Genomic DNA, 16,780 nt, shown 5'->3' on the forward strand with positions numbered 1-16,780 from the left:
AGGAGAAATCTTCTTTTGGTTCCCGTCTTTCGCAAGTCTGGTTTCAAGCGCTTCATTGCCATTTCAGAACGTCTCCACAGGACAGTATTGTTGCGGCGCAGCATTTTTGTTGCATAAAAAATAGCCCTGCGCATAATGGCGGCATGAGCGGCGGGCTTTCCATTCTGGTTATAGATGACAACAAGATCCGTGCCTCGATCATCGAGCAGGGATTGCGCGATGCCGGGCACGATAAGGTCATTCTTGTTCACCAGATGGAAGGACTGGTTCGACAGATCGCGGATATCAATCCGGATGTGATTGTCATCGATCTGGAAAACCCGAATCGCGACCAGCTGGAACACATGTTTCAGGTGTCGCGCGCGGTGCGGCGACCGATTGCGATGTTCGTCGACAAGTCGGACAGCCATTCCATAGAGGCCGCCGTCGATGCGGGGGTGTCGGCCTATATCGTCGACGGGCTCAAGCGGGAGCGGGTCAAATCGATCCTTGATATGGCGATCAGCCGCTTTCGCGCGTTTTCCAGGCTGACAGAGGAGCTGGAGGAAGTGCGCTCTGAACTTGCAGACCGGAAAACCATCGATCGGGCCAAGGGCATCCTGATGAAGTCGAAGGGGCTCAGCGAGCAGGAAGCCTATGACCTGTTGCGCCGTACGGCCATGAACCAGAGCCGGAAGATCATTGATGTGGCGCAGAGCCTGGTGATCGCCAGCGGACTTCTGGGAGACTGACGCGATGACAACAAAAAACACCGAGTGGGGAGAAGCGGCCAACCAGGGGACTGGAGGATCATGGATACGAACTTGAAGCCTGTCATTGCCGGATTTATCCCGCTTCTGGACAGTGCCGTTGTCGTGGCGGCTGCCGAACTCGGTTTTGCCGAGCAGGAAGGCATCGCGCTGAAGCTGATTCGCGAAACATCCTGGGCAAATATTCGAGACAGGATTTCCGTCGGTCATTTCGACGTGGCCCATATGCTCGCTCCGATGCCGATTGCATCCAGCCTCAACCTGACCAGTCTTGCGGTGCCCATGCTGGCGCCCATGCTTCTGGGGCTAGGTGGCAACGCAATTACGGTTTCCAACGCACTCTGGGCGGACATGTCGGCTGTCGGAGCCGATCCGGAAGGCGACCCGACGTCGACCGGTGCGGCGCTCGCGCGGGTTATTGCCAACCAGCAGGAGGCGGATGCGCCGCTGCTTCATTTCGGGGTCGTGCACCCGTTTTCAGGCCATGCCTATGAATTGCGCTATTGGCTCGCTGCCGCCGGGATCGATCCGGATCGGGATGTCGAGATTACCGTACTGGCGCCGCAGGTTATGGCGGATGCCCTGGCGGCCGGCCAGCTCGATGGATATTGCGTTGGCGAGCCCTGGAACACGGCTGCGGTCGACGCGGGAACGGGGCGCATTGCAACCTACAAACAGGCCATCTGGCCGGACAGTCCGGAAAAAGTGCTGGGCGTGACGCGCAAATGGGCCGAAGCCAACCCGGAAACGCTGGCCGCGCTGATGCGTGCCTTTTCGGCAGCAGCCGACTGGTGTGCCGATCCGAAGAACAATGCCGAGCTGGCCGACATGCTCGCAAGGCCCGACCTACTGGCTTGCCCCGCTGAAATCTGCCTAGCAGCACTATCAGGCCGGATCAGGCTGGGCCCGGTCTCGGTGAAGGACGTTCCGGACTTCCTGACCTTCTCGGGTGGGGTCAAGGCAGCGCCAATGCCGGTTCACGGCAAATGGTTCTACGAGCAGATGGTTCGCTGGGGGCAGGTGGAGCGTTCGCGAGAGGCGGAAAGCGAAGTTGAAAAGGTCTTTTCTCCGACCGCTTATCTGGAGGCTCTGGAGCTGACCGGAGAAGCGACAGACATGACCATAGAAATGTTTGACGGCGCCCGTTTTTGAGTTCCGAGACAGCTCGCCTGGCGTCGGGGTAGTCTGGTTGCGTTGCACAAAATTCGTTCAGTTGCCTGCGCGCTTCGATGATCAAATATGCAGCTTGAGCATATGGTCAAAATTTTCACAAAGAGTAAGTATCTGTAAATAAAGAGAAAAGCCAATTTCTCCAAATTGGCACAGTTCGTGCTTTTAAGCAGGTGAGGCCGACGCTGGCCTACCAGATATCGCACCCACTGCCGGGTGTACAGGCAAAGCCGCCGATCTGAACCGCATGGGAATTCCTCCCGTCATGCGGTTCGGTCGGCGGCTTTTTTATTGCTCCTGTGCCCGGCTGAAGAGGGCGCAGGACGAACGAGGGACAGGACGCGACAATGAAAAAGACCCTGAATATCACCCGCCGGACCGCATTTGGCGCCCTGATGGCAGCCACGGCACTTGTGTCCGCTTCCAGCGCCTATGCCGAGATGCTGGATGTCGAAAAGGACGAACTCACCTTCGGCTTCATCAAGCTGACAGACATGGCTCCGCTCGCGGTTGCCTATGAGCTCGGCTATTTCGAGGAAGAAGGCCTTTTCGTCACCCTGGAGCCGCAGGCCAACTGGAAGGTTCTGCTCGACCGGGTCATCACGGGCGAACTGGATGGGGCGCACATGCTGGCCGGACAACCGCTGGCGGCCACCATCGGTTTCGGCACCAAGGCGCACATCGTTACGCCGTTCTCCATGGATCTCAACGGCAACGGCATCACCGTTTCCAACGAGATCTTCGAGATGATGAAGCCGCACCTGGAGATGCAGGACGACGGCAAGCCGGTTCACCCGATCAAGGCAACCGCCCTGAAGCCGGTCGTCGACAAGTTCAAGTCCGAGGGCAAACCGTTCAACATGGGCATGGTCTTCCCGGTTTCCACCCATAACTACGAACTGCGCTACTGGCTGGCATCCGGTGATATCAACCCGGGCTTCTATTCCAGTTCGGACATCTCCGGCCAGATCCAGGCAGACGCTCTGCTGTCGGTCACTCCACCTCCGCAGATGCCTTCAACGCTGGAAGCAGGCACCATCTATGGCTATTGCGTCGGCGAACCCTGGAACCAGCAGGCAGTCTTCAAGGGCATCGGCGTCCCGGTCATCACCGATTACGAGATCTGGAAGAACAATCCGGAGAAGGTCTTCGGTCTGACGCAGGAATTTACCGAAGAATATCCGAACACCACGCTTGCGCTTACCAAGGCGTTGATCCGCGCAGCCAAGTGGCTGGACGAGAACGACAACGCCAATCGTATGGAAGCCGTCGAGATCCTGTCCCGCTCGGAGTATGTCGGTGCGGACGCTGAAGTGATCGCCAACTCCATGACCGGCACCTTCGAGTATGAGAAGGGCGACAAGCGAGACGTTCCCGACTTCAACGTCTTCTACCGCTACTTCGCGACCTATCCCTACTATTCCGATGCCGTCTGGTACCTGACCCAGATGCGCCGCTGGGGGCAGATTTCCGAGTACAAACCCGACAGCTGGTACGACGAAGTCGCGCGGTCGGTCTATCGCCCGGACATCTATCTGAAGGCCGCAGAAATGCTGGTCGAGGAAGGGCATGTGGCCAAGGAAGATTTCCCCTGGGAAACGGACGGCTACCGCGCTCCGACCCCGTCGGCGGACATCATCGACGGCATTCCCTACGACGGCAAGCAGCCGAACGCCTACATCGACAGCCTTCCGATCGGCCTGAAAGGCAAGCAGGTGGTCGACGGCAACCAGGTCGTGGGCGGCTGAACTTCCCCAAACTTGAGCGGCGGTCTGCAGCCCCGCCGCTCGTTTTTCTCATTCGACACGAACCGACAGAATTCGAACAAGGATTGACGACATGGCCAATGCCGATACCGCAGGCAGTCAGGACCTTGCCCGTGCCGCACGCCGGGAAAAGCTCTTCACACGGATCAACAAGGCCGCCGGCTGGCTGGATGCGCTTGGCCTTTCCTGGACCGTGCCACTCCTGAAAATTGCCGCAGGCGACAGCCCAAAGGAACAGCTGGGGGAGCTCAAACGCGTTCTCGTGATTCCTCTCCTGGGCATCATCGCCTTTCTCGTCCTCTGGGGAGCGCTGGCGCCCCAGGTGCAGACATCACTGGGCGCAGTTCCCGGGCCTGCTGCTGTCTGGACCCAGGCGGTCAACCTCTGGGACGATCATGAGCGCGAGCGTGACAAGGCCGCTGCCTTCTACGATCGCCAGGAACAACGCAACGCCAAATACGAAGCTGAAGGCAAGACCGACAAGATCAAGTGGCGCGACTATACCGGTAAGCCGACCTATATCGACCAGATCGGCACCTCGCTGAAAACCGTCGGCCTCGGCTTTCTGATCGCAACGCTGATTGCCGTGCCGCTTGGCATTGCCTCCGGTCTGTCGCGCTCCTTCAACGGCGCAATCAATCCGCTGATCCAGATCTTCAAGCCGGTGTCGCCACTGGCATGGTTGCCAATCGTCACGATGATCGTGTCGGCAACCTATGCCGATCCTGTCGACTGGCTGTCTAAATCCCTGTTGATCTCCGCCGTCACCGTGACCCTTTGCTCCATGTGGCCGACCCTGATCAACACCGCGCTGGGTGTGGCCTCGGTCGACAAGGACCTGATGAATGTCGGCCGTGTTCTGCAACTGCCGACCTGGAAGACCGTTACCAAGCTGGTTCTGCCGTCCTCTCTGCCGCTGATCTTCACCGGGCTGCGCCTGTCGCTGGGTGTGGGCTGGATGGTGCTTATTGCGGCGGAAATGCTGGCGCAGAACCCGGGGCTTGGAAAATTCGTCTGGGACGAATTCCAGAACGGTTCTTCCCAGTCGCTCGCAAAGATCATGGTCGCTGTCCTGACCATCGGCATCATCGGCTTCATGCTCGACCGGCTGATGTTTGCCCTGCAGCGCGCCTTCACATTCTCGGCCAATCGCTAAGGAGACGGATATGTCCTTTCTGGAAATTTCCGGCGTCTCCAAATCCTATGGCGAAAATGCCACCCGGACGGATGTGCTGGACGATATCAATCTGAAAGTGGAAGAGGGCGAGTTCATTGCCATCGTCGGGTTTTCCGGCACCGGCAAGACCACGCTGATCTCCCTGCTGGCCGGTCTCATCGAGCCGGACAAGGGCGGCATCATCTTCAAGAACAAGGAAATTGACGGGCCGCACCAGGATCGGGGCGTCGTGTTCCAGTCCTATTCGCTGATGCCGTGGTTGTCGGTGTTCGGAAATGTGGCGCTGGCCGTCGACAGCGTTTTCAAGAAGAAGAGCGCCGCAGAGCGCAAGGCGATCTGCGACAAGTACATCGAGATGGTCGGTCTAGGGCATGCCAGGGACCGCAAGCCGTCGGAACTTTCCGGTGGCATGCGGCAGCGCGTTGCCGTGGCACGGGCACTTGCCATGCAGCCGGAACTTCTGCTGCTGGACGAGCCGTTGTCCGCTCTTGATGCCCTGACCCGCGCGAAGCTGCAGGACGAATTCGCCGCGATCTGCGACGAAGAGAAGAAGACCATCGTTCTCATCACAAACGATGTCGATGAGGCGATCCTTCTCGCAGACCGGATCATACCCCTGAAGCCCGGCACACCGGCAACGCTCGGTCCGGAGTTCAAGGTGCCGTTTCAGCGGCCGCGCGATCGCGGGGAACTCAACCACGATGATGACTTCATTCGGCTGCGTGCCGAAGTCACCGAATACCTGATGGAAGCAGGTGCCGAGCGTGGCGCCGATCTGGAGCGGGAAATCGTTCTGCCGGACATCGTTCCGATTACCCAGCGTCCGAAGCCTGCCGACAAGCTTCCGGTAGCCTATGAGCGGGCATCGGAATCCGCGGTTCAGGACCGTTATCTCGACTTCTCTCAGCTGAAGAAGGTCTATCCGACGCCGAAGGGACCGTTGACGGTTGTCGACGGTTTCGATCTGAAAATGAAGAAGGGCGAGTTCATCACCCTGATCGGCCATTCCGGCTGCGGAAAGTCGACGGTTCTGTCAATGGTGGCCGGCCTCAACAAGATCACCGAAGGTGCCATCGTACTGGACGGCACTCATGTGACGCAGGCCGGTCCGGACCGTGCCGTCGTTTTCCAGGCACCGAGCCTGATGCCCTGGCTGACAGCTTACGAGAATGTCGAGCTTGGGGTCGACAAGGTCTATCCGGATGCGTCCAGGGCCGAAAAGCGGGACGTGATTGAATACTACCTCGGCAAGGTCGGTCTGTCGGACGCCATGCAAAAGGCTGCTTCGGAGCTTTCCAACGGCATGAAGCAACGCGTCGGCATTGCACGGGCCTTTGCCCTGTCGCCGAAGCTTCTGCTGCTGGACGAACCCTTCGGCATGCTCGACAGCCTGACCCGCTGGGAGTTGCAGGACGTCCTGATGGATGTCTGGAAACGCACCCAGGTGACGGCTGTCTGCGTCACGCATGATGTCGATGAGGCCATCTTGCTCGCCGACCGGGTGGTGATGATGTCGAACGGGCCCAATGCCCGCATCGGCAACATCATGGAAGTGGACCTGCCACGCCCGAGGTCGCGCAAGGAATTGCTCGCCCACCCGGATTACTACGCCTACCGCGAGGAGCTTCTGGACTTCCTGGAAGCCTATGAGGGCGGCGCTGATCCGAGCGAAGACCAGTTGAAATCCATTCAGGAAAAGCGGGCCGCACGGATGGCCCGTCAAACCGCGGCAGCCGAAGCAGCCGAATGAAAGTCTGGAGAAAAGCCATGACAAAACAGAAACTTGTCATCGTCGGCAACGGCATGGCACCCGGGCGGATGCTCGAAAACCTGTTCGAAAAAGACAGGGATGCTTATGACGTCACCATTTTCAATGCGGAGCCGCGGGTCAACTACAACAGGCTTATGCTGTCGCCCGTGCTCTCGGGCGAGAAGTCATACGAGGACATCATCACCCATGGCGACGACTGGTATGCCGAACACGGCGTGACGCTTCACAAGGGAGCACGGGTTGCCGAGATCGACCGGGACGCCAAAACGGTGACCTCGGAAAACGGCGTTACCGCCTCTTACGACAAGCTGGTGATCGCCACGGGATCTTCCCCCTTCATCATTCCGCTTCCTGGCAAGGAGCTGGACGGGGTTCTGACCTATCGCGATCTGGACGATGTGGAAAAGATGCTGGATGCCGCCAAACGGGGCGGACGTGCCGTCGTCATCGGCGGGGGGCTCCTGGGTCTTGAAGCGGCAGCCGGTCTCAAGATGCAGGGCATGGACGTAACTGTTCTGCACCTGATGCCGACCCTGATGGAACGCCAGCTCGACCCGGCTGCGGGGTTCCTGCTCGAAGCGGAATTCAAACGCCGCGGCATCGACGTGCGCACCAAGGCAAACAGCCATGAAATCCTGGGTGATGATGCAGGCAAGGTGAGGGGCATCCGCCTTGACGACGGCACCGAGATCGAAGCCTCGATCATCGTCATGGCCGTCGGCATCCGCCCGTCGGCCGACCTTGCCAGGGCGGTCGGGCTGGACGTCAATCGCGGTGTGCTGGTTGGCGATGACATGCGCACCAGCGATGCGGACATCTTCTCGCTCGGGGAATGCGTGGAACACCGTGGCATGTGTTACGGGCTTGTCGCGCCGCTTTATGAAATGGCGGGTGTGATTGCCGACAATCTGCTTGGTGCCTCATCCGAATACACGGGCTCGGTCACCGCGACCAAGCTCAAGGTGACAGGTGTCGATCTCTATTCGGCAGGCGATTTTTCCGAAGGCGACGACCGCGAAGAGATCGTGCTGCGCGATGCGTCGGCCGGCGTCTATAAACGCATCGTCCTGAAAGACAACAAGATCGTCGGTGCCGTCCTTTACGGTGAGACTTCCGACGGCCCCTGGTTCTTCGACCTTCTCAAAAAAGGTACCGACGTCTCGGACATGCGCGAGACGCTGATCTTTGGTCAGGCTTACCAGGGAGGGTCCCCGCTGGACCCTACGGCGGCCGTTGCAGCCTTGCCGGATGATGCGGAAATCTGCGGCTGCAACGGCGTATGCAAGGGCAAGATCGTTACGACGATCAAGGAGAAGGGCCTGACGACCCTGGACGGTGTCCGGGCCCACACAAAGGCCTCGAACTCCTGCGGCACCTGCACGGGGCTGGTCGAGCAACTGATGCAGGTGACCTTGGGCGATGCCTATAACCCGGCGGCCGTGACGCCGATGTGCGGTTGCACGCACCTGGGCCATGACGAGGTTCGCCGCCTGATCAAGTCCAAGGAGCTGAAATCCATTCCCGCTGTGATGCAGGAACTGGAATGGACCACGTCCGGCGGCTGTGCCAAGTGCCGGCCGGCGCTCAACTACTATCTGGTCTCCGACTGGCCGGATGAATATGCGGATGATTACCAGTCCCGTTTCATCAACGAACGCGTCCACGCCAACATCCAGAAGGACGGCACCTATTCGGTGGTCCCGCGCATGTGGGGTGGGATGACCTCGTCCAAGGAACTGCGGGCGATTGCCGATGTGGTCGACAAGTTCAACATTCCGGCGGTGAAATGCACCGGTGGCCAGCGCATCGACATGCTTGGCATCAGGAAGGAAGACCTGCCGGCAGTCTGGGCGGACCTCGGCAAGGCCGGGTTCGTTTCCGGGCAGGCCTACGCCAAGGGTCTGAGAACGGTGAAGACCTGCGTCGGGACGGACTGGTGCCGGTTCGGCACACAGGATTCCACCGGTCTCGGCATCAAGCTGGAAAAGTTCATGTGGGGCTCATGGACCCCGGCGAAGTTGAAGATGGCGGTGTCCGGCTGCCCGCGAAACTGCGCGGAAGCAACTTGTAAAGATATCGGCATCATCTGCGTCGACAGCGGTTACGAGATCCACTTCGCCGGAGCTGCCGGTCTCGACATCAAGGGCACGGAAGTTCTGGGCCTGGTCAAGACCGAGGAGGAGGCGATCGAGCATGTTGCTGCGCTTACCCAGATGTACCGCGAGCAGGGTCACTACCTGGAGCGGATCTACAAGTGGGCGAAACGCATAGGTCTGAATGAGATCCGTCGCCAGATCATGGACGACGAGGCGATGCGCATGGCGTATTTCGACCGTTTCGTCTTCTCCCAGAAATTCGCCCAGGTCGACCCATGGTCGGAGCGCGTCTCCGGCAAGGACAAGCATGAATTCAAGCCGATGGCTGTTCTGACGAAGGAGGCTGCCGAATGACTGCCGACATCCGTAACTGGGTCCATATCGGCACCCTTGAAGACATTCCCAGGGAGGGAGCGCGGTGCGTGAAGAATGGCGACATGACCATCGCCATCTTCCGCACCGCCAAGGACGACGTCTTTGCGCTGGAAGACAAGTGCCCGCACAAGAACGGGCCTCTCAGTCAGGGCATTGTGCATGACGGCTGTGTGACCTGCCCGTTGCACAACTGGGTGATCTCCCTGGAGACGGGAGCCGCGCAAGGAGCCGACGAAGGCCGCACGGCGGCTTTTCCCGTCCGGCTGGAGGACGGCCGGATCCTTATCGACCTTTCCTATTCCCACGAAGCCGTCTGATCGGCCGAGCATTTCGCGAAAGGAATTCAGATGTCATATGTAACGCCACAGGAATTTGCCACCAAGATGATCGACGCCGGTGAAGCGAAGATCTTCATGTCCACAAAGGACACGCTTATCCGGGCCTATATGGCAGGCGCCATCCTGGCCCTTGCAGCCGCCTTCGCCGTGACCATCGCCGTCAATACCGGCAACTTCCTGGTCGCCTCGATCCTGTTCCCGGTCGGCTTCTGCATGCTCTATCTGCTGGGCTTCGACCTTCTGACGGGCGTGTTCACGCTGGCGCCGCTGGCCGTGATCGCAAAGCGTCCCGGCTGCACCTGGGGCGGCGTCTTTCGGAACTGGGGCCTTGTCTTCACCGGCAACTTTGCGGGTGCCCTGACGACGGCGGTCTTCATGGCGATCATCTTCACCATGGGCTTCAGCCAGGAGCCGAATGCCGTCGGCCAGAAGATTGGCCAGATCGGTGAAAGCCGGACACTCGGCTATGCCGCTGCGGGCTGGGCGGGACTGCTGACGGTCTTCATTCGCGCAGTGATGTGCAACTGGATGGTTTCAACCGGTGTTGTCGCCGCGATGATGTCGAACTCTGTCTCCGGCAAGATCATGGCGATGTGGATGCCGATCCTGGTGTTCTTCTATCTCGGCTTCGAGCACTCCATCGTGAACATGTTCCTGTTCCCCTCCGGCATCATGCTGGGCGGTGACTTCACCTGGTTCGACTACTTTGCCTACAACGAAATTCCGGTTGTTGTCGGCAATCTGGTCGGCGGGCTGACCTTCGTCGGCGGCATGATCTACGCCACCCATTACAAGACGTCGCCGTCCCGTAAGGCAGGCTACGAAAAGGCGCCGATCGCAGCGCCAGCCGAATAAGTGTGAAGCTCCGCCGTCACCGGCGGCGGAGCGTCTTTTCCGGAGGATCGTTTTCCCGTGCTGATGCAAGTCCGCCATACCACCTTGAGCGTCGAGACCGGCCAGCATTCGTCTGCCGGACGGAAAGCCCTGAACCAGGACTTTCATGGCGCCATGGTGCCGGACGGCCCGGCCCTGGTGCACAAGGGCATCGCACTTGCTGTCGCGGACGGCATTTCCTCCAGTCCGGTTGCGCATGTCGCAGCCGAAACGGCCGTTAAATCCTTTCTCTCCGATTACTATTGCACCTCTGAAGCCTGGACAGTGAAGACCTCTGCCGTCCGGGTGATCTCTGCCGCCAATTCCTGGCTATTCAGCCAGACGAAACAGGCCGACGATCTCGACAGGGGCCATGTCTGCACCTTTTCTGCCCTGGTCCTGAAGGGGCGCAAGGCTCATCTCTTTCACGTCGGTGACAGCCGCATCTGGCGTCTTTCCGGCCAGAGCCTGGAACAGCTGACGGAAGACCACACTGTCCGGATTTCCGAACAGGAGAGTTATCTCGGCAGGGCTCTCGGGGTCGAGCAATCCGTCGATATCGATTACGCCGTGTTCGATCTTCGCCCGGGCGATCTGTTTGTCCTCACGACGGATGGCGTCCATGGTTTCTTGCGCGCGAAGGACATGGCTGACGCCGTTCTGGCTGGCGAAGATCTCGATCAGACAGCCAGGACACTTGTCGAAAAGGCGCTGGCTGCAGGCAGCAACGATAATCTGACCGTTCAGGTCGTGCGGGTTATCGACATCGCGGAACCCGGTGCCGATGATCTCCTGAACGGGGAAGGCACCTTGCCACCGGCGGCGCTGCCGAAGGTGCCTGGCACCCATGAAGGGTTCCGTTTATTGCGTGGGCTGCACGCCACCAGCCGCAGCCACATATATCTGGCGGAAAACGAAGAAACCGGCGAACCGGTGGCTCTCAAGTTTCCGTCGCTCGATTTGCGCGGAGAGGAAGACTATCTGCGCCGGTTCGCGCTGGAGGAGTGGGTTGCCCGCCGGATTTCATCGCCGCATGTGTTGAAGGCTTCCACCTATCCGCAAGGCCGGCAGACGCTTTTTCTGGCAACGGAATTTGTCGAAGGCCAGACGCTTCGCCAGTGGATGATCGACAATCCTCACCCCAGCCTTGAGACCGTGCGCGGAATTCTGGAGCAGGTGGCCAGGGGATTGATGGCCTTCCACCGCAAGGAAATGGTCCATCAGGACCTGCGGCCGGAAAACATCATGATCGACACGTCCGGTACGGTGAAAATCATCGATTTCGGGTCGGTGCGGATCGCCAGCGTGATGGAAGCCGCTCCTTCGCTCGACAAGGGTGAGATCCTCGGCACCCACCAATATACCGCGCCAGAGGTGTTTCTCGGCTACCTCGGGACCGAGTACAGCGACCAGTTTTCGCTCGGTGTGATCGCCTATGAAATGCTGACCGGGCGTTTGCCCTATGGTGCGGCCGTTGCCAGGGCAACGAGTGAGCGGGCTCAGGCTGCACTGCGCTATCGCAGTGCGACAGCTGTCACGGAACGGGTTCCGGACTGGGTCGATGGTGCGCTTTGCCGCGCGGTTCATCCCGTGCCGGTCAAGCGCTACGAAGCGCTGAGCGCCTTCCTGGAAGATCTTCGCCGCCCGAACCCGGCCTTCAGTTCAGATCGTTTTGTTCCTCTGGCGGAACGGGATCCGGTCCGTTTCTGGCAGATCGTCTCTGCTGTTCTCGCGGTGCTCTGCGCCATCCTCTTGTTTCAACTCTTCGGCAATTCATAGGAGATTTTCATGTCCGCTCTTACCCGCGAAGACGTTACCAGCATGATCCTGTCGGCGAAGCGCCAGGCGGGGCTCACATGGGAAGGCATTGCCGAAGCGATCGGCATGTCGCCTGTCTGGACCCATTCGGCGGCCATGGGCATGAACGCCATGCCGGAAGACAAGGCAAAGGCAATCACGGAGACACTCGGGCTGCCGCAGGAAGCGGCTCTGGTACTGCAGGAGAGCCCCACGAAGATCTGGTCGCAGACCGTGCCGACGGATCCGTGCATCTACCGTCTTTATGAAATCGTCGGCGTCTACGGCCCGACAATCAAGGCTTTGATCCATGAGAAATTCGGCGACGGCATCATGTCGGCCATCGATTTCGACATGTCGGTAACCCGTGTCGAGAATCCCAAGGGAGACCGGGTGAAGATCGAGATGTCGGGCAAATACCTTGGCTACAACGCCTGGTAAATCAAGAACCGGGATTGATGGCATGACCGAACAAGAAAAAACAATCCGGACCACCTGTCCCTATTGCGGTGTCGGCTGCGGCGTCCTCGCGACCCGGCACCCGGACGGGACGGTGACTGTTGCAGGTGACCCCAAGCACCCATCCAATTTCGGCCGGCTGTGTTCCAAGGGGTCGGCCCTTGGAGAAACGCTTTCGCTGGATGACAGACTGCTCTATCCGGAAATCGACGGCGAACGCGCCAACTGGAATGACGCGCTCGATCTTGTCGCACGCAACTTTCAGGATGCCATTCGGGAACATGGACCAGATAGCGTTGCGTTTTATGTATCCGGCCAAATCCTGACAGAAGACTATTACGTCGCCAACAAACTGATGAAAGGGTTCATCGGTTCGGCGAATATCGACACCAATTCCCGTCTTTGCATGGCATCTTCCGTTGCCGGACACCGGAGGGCATTCGGTTCGGACACGGTTCCGGGAACCTATGAAGATCTTGAACTGGCAGATCTTGTTGTGCTGGTCGGCTCCAATCTCGCCTGGTGTCATCCGGTCCTGTTCCAGCGTCTCGAAGCGGCCAAGGCTGCAAATCCGGCGTTGCGGGTGGTCGTGGTGGACCCGCGCAAGACAGCGACCTGCGCCATTGCCGATCTGCATCTGCAATTGAAGCCTGACACGGACGTTGCCCTTTTCAACGGTCTGCTCGCCTTCCTGGCTGAGGCGTCTGTCGTGAATGAAAGCTATGTCAATCGGTTCACGGAAGGCCTTGAAAAGGCTGTCGAAGCTGCAGGACCTTGTGAAATTGGCCAGATAGCCGAAAAGACCGGCCTGTCACGTCAGGAGATCGCACTCTTCTACAAGATGTTTGCCCGGACGGAAAAGACGGTCACCGTCTATAGCCAGGGTGTCAACCAGTCAGTCGTCGGGACTGACAAGGTCAATTCCATCGTCAACACACATCTTGCAACAGGACGGATCGGAAAGCCCGGCATGGGTCCTTTTTCCGTCACGGGTCAGCCGAACGCCATGGGAGGCCGGGAAGTCGGCGGATTGGCCAATATGCTCGCCGGCCACATGGCTTTGGAAAATGCCGAGCACCGCGGGATCGTACAGGACTTCTGGCAAAGCCCGGTCGTGGCTGATCGGTCAGGCTTGAAAGCTGTTGAGCTTTTCAAGGCCGTGCGGGAAGGCCGGATCAAGGCGCTCTGGATCATGGCAACAAGCCCGGTAGACAGTCTGCCGGATGCAGATGGTGTGGCAGAAGCCCTTGAAACATGCCCCTTTGTAGTCGTTTCGGAAGTGACGCGGGCGGCCGACACGGTTCCCTATGCGAACGTGTTGCTGCCTGCAGCTGCCTGGGGTGAAAAGGACGGAACAGTTACCAACTCCGAGCGCCGGATCTCAAGACAGCGTGCGTTCCTGGATCTTCCCGGTGAGGTTCGCCCCGACTGGTGGCACCTGAGCGAAGTCGCAAGGCGAATGGGCTTTGCCACGGCCTTTTCCTATGATGGGTCTGCGGCGATTTTCCGAGAGCATGCCGAGCTTTCCGGTTATCGGAACGAAGGCAGCCGGGATTTCGATATCGGTGCTTATCGGGACGTGTCCGATGCCGATTTCGATGCCATGGAGCCCTTTCAGTGGCCGCAGCCGGCGGGGGCACTACCAGCTGATACGAGATTTTTTGCTGGCGGAGGATTTTTCACCGAAAGCGGCAAGGGGCAGTTCGTACCCGTCGGTTTCAAGGCACCGCGGCAAACAGAGCGCCGCTATCCGTTCTCCCTGAATACGGGCCGGATCCGCGATCAGTGGCACACCATGACGCGCACAGGCAAGACGCCGCGCCTGACCGCGCATTTCGCCGAACCTTTTGCCGAACTCAACCCGATCGATGCCGCAAAGCTCGGGATCGACCCGGCAGACCTGGTGACGGTCAAAAGCCCTTATGGAGCCGTAATTGTGCGGGCGCTACTGACAGACCGGGTCGCCCCGGGAGAAGTCTTCGTGCCGATGCATTGGACCGACCAGCTTGCATCGAAAGCCCGTATCGATGCGGTCATGGCGCCTGAGACAGATCCGCATTCCGGACAGCCAGGATCCAAGTTCACGCCTGTGGCTGTGACAAAAGCGAAAATGGCCTGGTTCGGTTTTGCCGTCTTGCGCCAGCGACCGGAGAAGATCGCTGCCGACTATTGGGCCCTTGCTCCTGTTCCTGGCGGATACCGGCTTGAGTTCGCGGCGAAAGCCGATGCGGATTTCGTGGAAATCGCAGCTTCGTTGACCTCGTCCAGCAACGAGACGACAGATATATCGGACGGTGCCGCTGGCTGGAGACGTTTGGCCGAGTGGCGGGACGATGTGCTGCAGGCAGCGTTCTTCTTTTCCGCATCCCCGGTGGAAGTCTCGCGCCAATGGGCTTGCGGGCTTCTGGATGAGGGGCCCGTTTCGCCGCAGGAGCGGGCACGGGTTCTTGCTGGACGGGTGCCGGCAGACAGGCCGGATCCGGGGGCGCTCGTGTGCTCCTGCTTCCAGATCGGCTGCAACCAGATTGCCGAAGCCGCACGCTGCGGTGCGACGAGTGTCAGCGCAATCGGTGAAACACTGAAAGCCGGCACAAATTGCGGCTCCTGCCGCTCGGAAATCCAGACGCTTCTCGATGAAATTGCAAAGGAAAGCCTCGATGATGCCGACATTGCGCAAGCCAGCTGAGGTAAAGCGCCGGAGCCGTCCGGCACGCGTGGGGGCTCTTGCAAGCCTGCCGCTGTTCTTTCCGCTTGAAGGAAGAAAAGTGCTGCTGGCAGGCGGCACGGAAGCCGCTGCCTGGAAGGCAGAGCTGCTGGCTGCTGCAGGGGCAGAGGTGCATGTGCACGCGCGGGAGCTGGCGCCGGCTTTCCAGGCACTTCTTGTGGCCGGCAGCATCAAGGGACGTTTCATACATCACCGGTCCTGCTGGTCGCAGAAAGACTTCGAAGGTGCAGCCCTTGCGATTGCCGATGCAGAGAGTGACGAAGAAGCAGAAGCGTTTGTTTTGGCCGCGCGACGCATGGGAGTTCCGGTCAATGTGATCGATAACCCCGCCTATTGCGACTTCCAGTTCGGGTCCATCGTCAACCGGTCACCGGTCGTGATCGGTATTTCGACCAATGGGGTCGCGCCGATTCTTGGCCAGGCGATCCGACGGCGGATCGAGACGCTGATGCCTGAAAGTCTGCAAGGATGGGCGCAGCTGGCAAGCCGGTTGCGGGAAAAGACTCTTTCCCTGCTGGACGCGGGGGCACAGCGGCGCCGGTTCTGGGAGCGGATCTCCGATCTTGCCTTCTCGGGCAAGTCGGCGCCTGAAGAAGAAGAGCAGCTCGCCGCAGCACTTCTGGAGGATGCAAGGTCGTCTGCCGCAGGTAAGGTCACCCTTGTGGGTGCAGGTCCGGGCGATGCGGAATACCTGACATTGAAAGCCGTTCGTGCGCTGCAATCGGCTGATGTCATTCTCTTCGATGATCTGGTCGATGACGCGGTTCTCGAACTTGCGCGTCGAGAAGCCAGACGGATGCTGGTCGGAAAAAGAGGCGGCCGGGAAAGTTGCCGCCAGGAAGACATCAACGACATGATGGTTTCGCTGGCACGACAGGGCAAACACGTGGTGCGGCTCAAATGCGGTGATCCGATGATCTTCGGCCGTGGTGGCGAGGAACTCGACCGTCTTGCTGCCGAAGGCATCCCGGCAACCGTGGTTCCAGGCATTACTGCGGCCTCTGCCATGGCGGCACGCCTGGGCGTTTCCCTGACGCACCGAGACCATGCTCAATCTGTCAGGTTCGTTACCGGCCACTCGCGCAAGGGCGATTTACCGGAAACCGTAGATTGGCCTGCGCTCACCGATCCAACCACCACGACTGTTTTCTACATGGGCGCGCGCATGGCCGGCCGTATCAGAGACCGGCTTGTTGCCGAAGGCTTGTCAGCAGCAACCCCCGTCGTTGCCGTTTCGGGAATATCCCGCACCGACGAAAAGCGCTGGTCGGGAACACTGGACGAACTTGAATGCGGTGTCGATTTGCTCGGACTGGAAGGTCCGGTCCTCATCGGAGTGGGGCAAGTCTTTCGGGCAGCAGGCCGTCAGGCCGTGCAAAGTGAAGGATTTGAATTCAATCAGGTCTTTTCTGCGCGAGGGGAAATGGCCGGAGCTGAAAATCGAGGCATTCGGACACTTGGCAAATCTGCAGCTATTTGATTTG

General features: G+C 59.4%; 12 protein-coding genes. All 12 read left to right on the forward strand.

The features are described from left to right. The first annotated feature begins 143 nt into the window (after positions 1–143). Positions 144–731 (forward strand): ANTAR domain-containing protein, encoded by a 588-nt coding sequence (locus tag FIV03_RS18210; RefSeq protein ID WP_152510539.1) that lies wholly within the window; start codon positions 144–146, stop codon positions 729–731. A gap of 60 nt (positions 732–791) precedes the next feature. Beyond that, positions 792–1,901: a CmpA/NrtA family ABC transporter substrate-binding protein gene (locus FIV03_RS18215; protein ID WP_152510540.1), complete on the forward strand. Its 1,110-nt coding sequence runs from the start codon at positions 792–794 to the stop codon at positions 1,899–1,901. A 365-nt stretch (positions 1,902–2,266) separates the two neighbouring features. Next, entirely contained in the window at positions 2,267–3,667 is a 1,401-nt protein-coding gene (locus FIV03_RS18220; protein WP_023001119.1) for a CmpA/NrtA family ABC transporter substrate-binding protein, read from the forward strand. 91 nt (positions 3,668–3,758) lie between these two features. Then, a complete protein-coding gene (locus tag FIV03_RS18225; protein ID WP_152510541.1) occupies positions 3,759–4,841 on the forward strand; it encodes an ABC transporter permease in 1,083 nt (360 codons plus the stop codon). 10 nt (positions 4,842–4,851) lie between these two features. Further along, positions 4,852–6,612, forward strand: coding sequence for a nitrate ABC transporter ATP-binding protein (locus FIV03_RS18230; protein WP_152510542.1), 1,761 nt, complete (start codon positions 4,852–4,854; stop codon positions 6,610–6,612). 17 nt (positions 6,613–6,629) lie between these two features. Further along, complete coding sequence (gene nirB, locus FIV03_RS18235; RefSeq protein ID WP_152510543.1) at positions 6,630–9,083, forward strand: nitrite reductase large subunit NirB; 2,454 nt, start codon at positions 6,630–6,632, stop codon at positions 9,081–9,083. Next, positions 9,080–9,421, forward strand: a complete 342-nt coding sequence (nirD, locus tag FIV03_RS18240) for a nitrite reductase small subunit NirD (RefSeq protein WP_173013879.1) — start codon at positions 9,080–9,082, stop codon at positions 9,419–9,421. Before nirB ends, nirD begins: the two co-directional genes overlap by 4 nt. Before the next feature lie 30 nt (positions 9,422–9,451). Further along, positions 9,452–10,297 carry a formate/nitrite transporter family protein gene (locus tag FIV03_RS18245; RefSeq protein WP_152510544.1) on the forward strand — a complete coding sequence of 282 codons (846 nt, stop codon included), beginning with the start codon at positions 9,452–9,454 and terminating at the stop codon, positions 10,295–10,297. A gap of 63 nt (positions 10,298–10,360) precedes the next feature. Beyond that, entirely contained in the window at positions 10,361–12,094 is a 1,734-nt protein-coding gene (locus FIV03_RS18250) for a bifunctional protein-serine/threonine kinase/phosphatase (protein ID WP_152511974.1), read from the forward strand. Positions 12,095–12,103: 9 nt separating this feature from the next. Continuing rightward, positions 12,104–12,553 carry a cyanase gene (cynS, locus tag FIV03_RS18255; protein ID WP_152510545.1) on the forward strand — a complete coding sequence of 150 codons (450 nt, stop codon included), beginning with the start codon at positions 12,104–12,106 and terminating at the stop codon, positions 12,551–12,553. A 22-nt stretch (positions 12,554–12,575) separates the two neighbouring features. Continuing rightward, positions 12,576–15,257 carry a nitrate reductase gene (locus FIV03_RS18260; RefSeq protein ID WP_152510546.1) on the forward strand — a complete coding sequence of 894 codons (2,682 nt, stop codon included), beginning with the start codon at positions 12,576–12,578 and terminating at the stop codon, positions 15,255–15,257. Then, the gene (gene cysG / locus FIV03_RS18265; RefSeq protein ID WP_152511975.1) at positions 15,232–16,776 is read left to right on the forward strand and encodes a siroheme synthase CysG; all 1,545 of its coding nucleotides are present in this window, start codon (positions 15,232–15,234) and stop codon (positions 16,774–16,776) included. The genes FIV03_RS18260 and cysG overlap by 26 nt, the downstream gene beginning before the upstream one ends. The last annotated feature ends 4 nt before the right edge of the window (positions 16,777–16,780 follow it).

This window comes from Labrenzia sp. THAF187b, assembly GCF_009363375.1.
GTDB classification, from domain to species: Bacteria; Pseudomonadota; Alphaproteobacteria; order Rhizobiales; family Stappiaceae; genus Roseibium; species Roseibium algicola.

Bases quoted from the DNA above. Each gene is read 5' to 3' on its own strand.
- cynS (WP_152510545.1), top strand. From the start codon at position 12,104: ATGTCCGCTCTTACCCGCGAAGACGTTACCAGCATGATCCTGTCGGCG.
- nirB (WP_152510543.1), top strand. From the start codon at position 6,630: ATGACAAAACAGAAACTTGTCATCGTCGGCAACGGCATGGCACCCGGG.
- FIV03_RS18225 (WP_152510541.1), top strand. From the start codon at position 3,759: ATGGCCAATGCCGATACCGCAGGCAGTCAGGACCTTGCCCGTGCCGCA.
- FIV03_RS18220 (WP_023001119.1), top strand. From the start codon at position 2,267: ATGAAAAAGACCCTGAATATCACCCGCCGGACCGCATTTGGCGCCCTG.
- FIV03_RS18230 (WP_152510542.1), top strand. From the start codon at position 4,852: ATGTCCTTTCTGGAAATTTCCGGCGTCTCCAAATCCTATGGCGAAAAT.
- cysG (WP_152511975.1), top strand. From the start codon at position 15,232: ATGCCGACATTGCGCAAGCCAGCTGAGGTAAAGCGCCGGAGCCGTCCG.
- FIV03_RS18250 (WP_152511974.1), top strand. From the start codon at position 10,361: ATGCAAGTCCGCCATACCACCTTGAGCGTCGAGACCGGCCAGCATTCG.
- FIV03_RS18215 (WP_152510540.1), top strand. From the start codon at position 792: ATGGATACGAACTTGAAGCCTGTCATTGCCGGATTTATCCCGCTTCTG.
- nirD (WP_173013879.1), top strand. From the start codon at position 9,080: ATGACTGCCGACATCCGTAACTGGGTCCATATCGGCACCCTTGAAGAC.
- FIV03_RS18210 (WP_152510539.1), top strand. From the start codon at position 144: ATGAGCGGCGGGCTTTCCATTCTGGTTATAGATGACAACAAGATCCGT.
- FIV03_RS18245 (WP_152510544.1), top strand. From the start codon at position 9,452: ATGTCATATGTAACGCCACAGGAATTTGCCACCAAGATGATCGACGCC.
- FIV03_RS18260 (WP_152510546.1), top strand. From the start codon at position 12,576: ATGACCGAACAAGAAAAAACAATCCGGACCACCTGTCCCTATTGCGGT.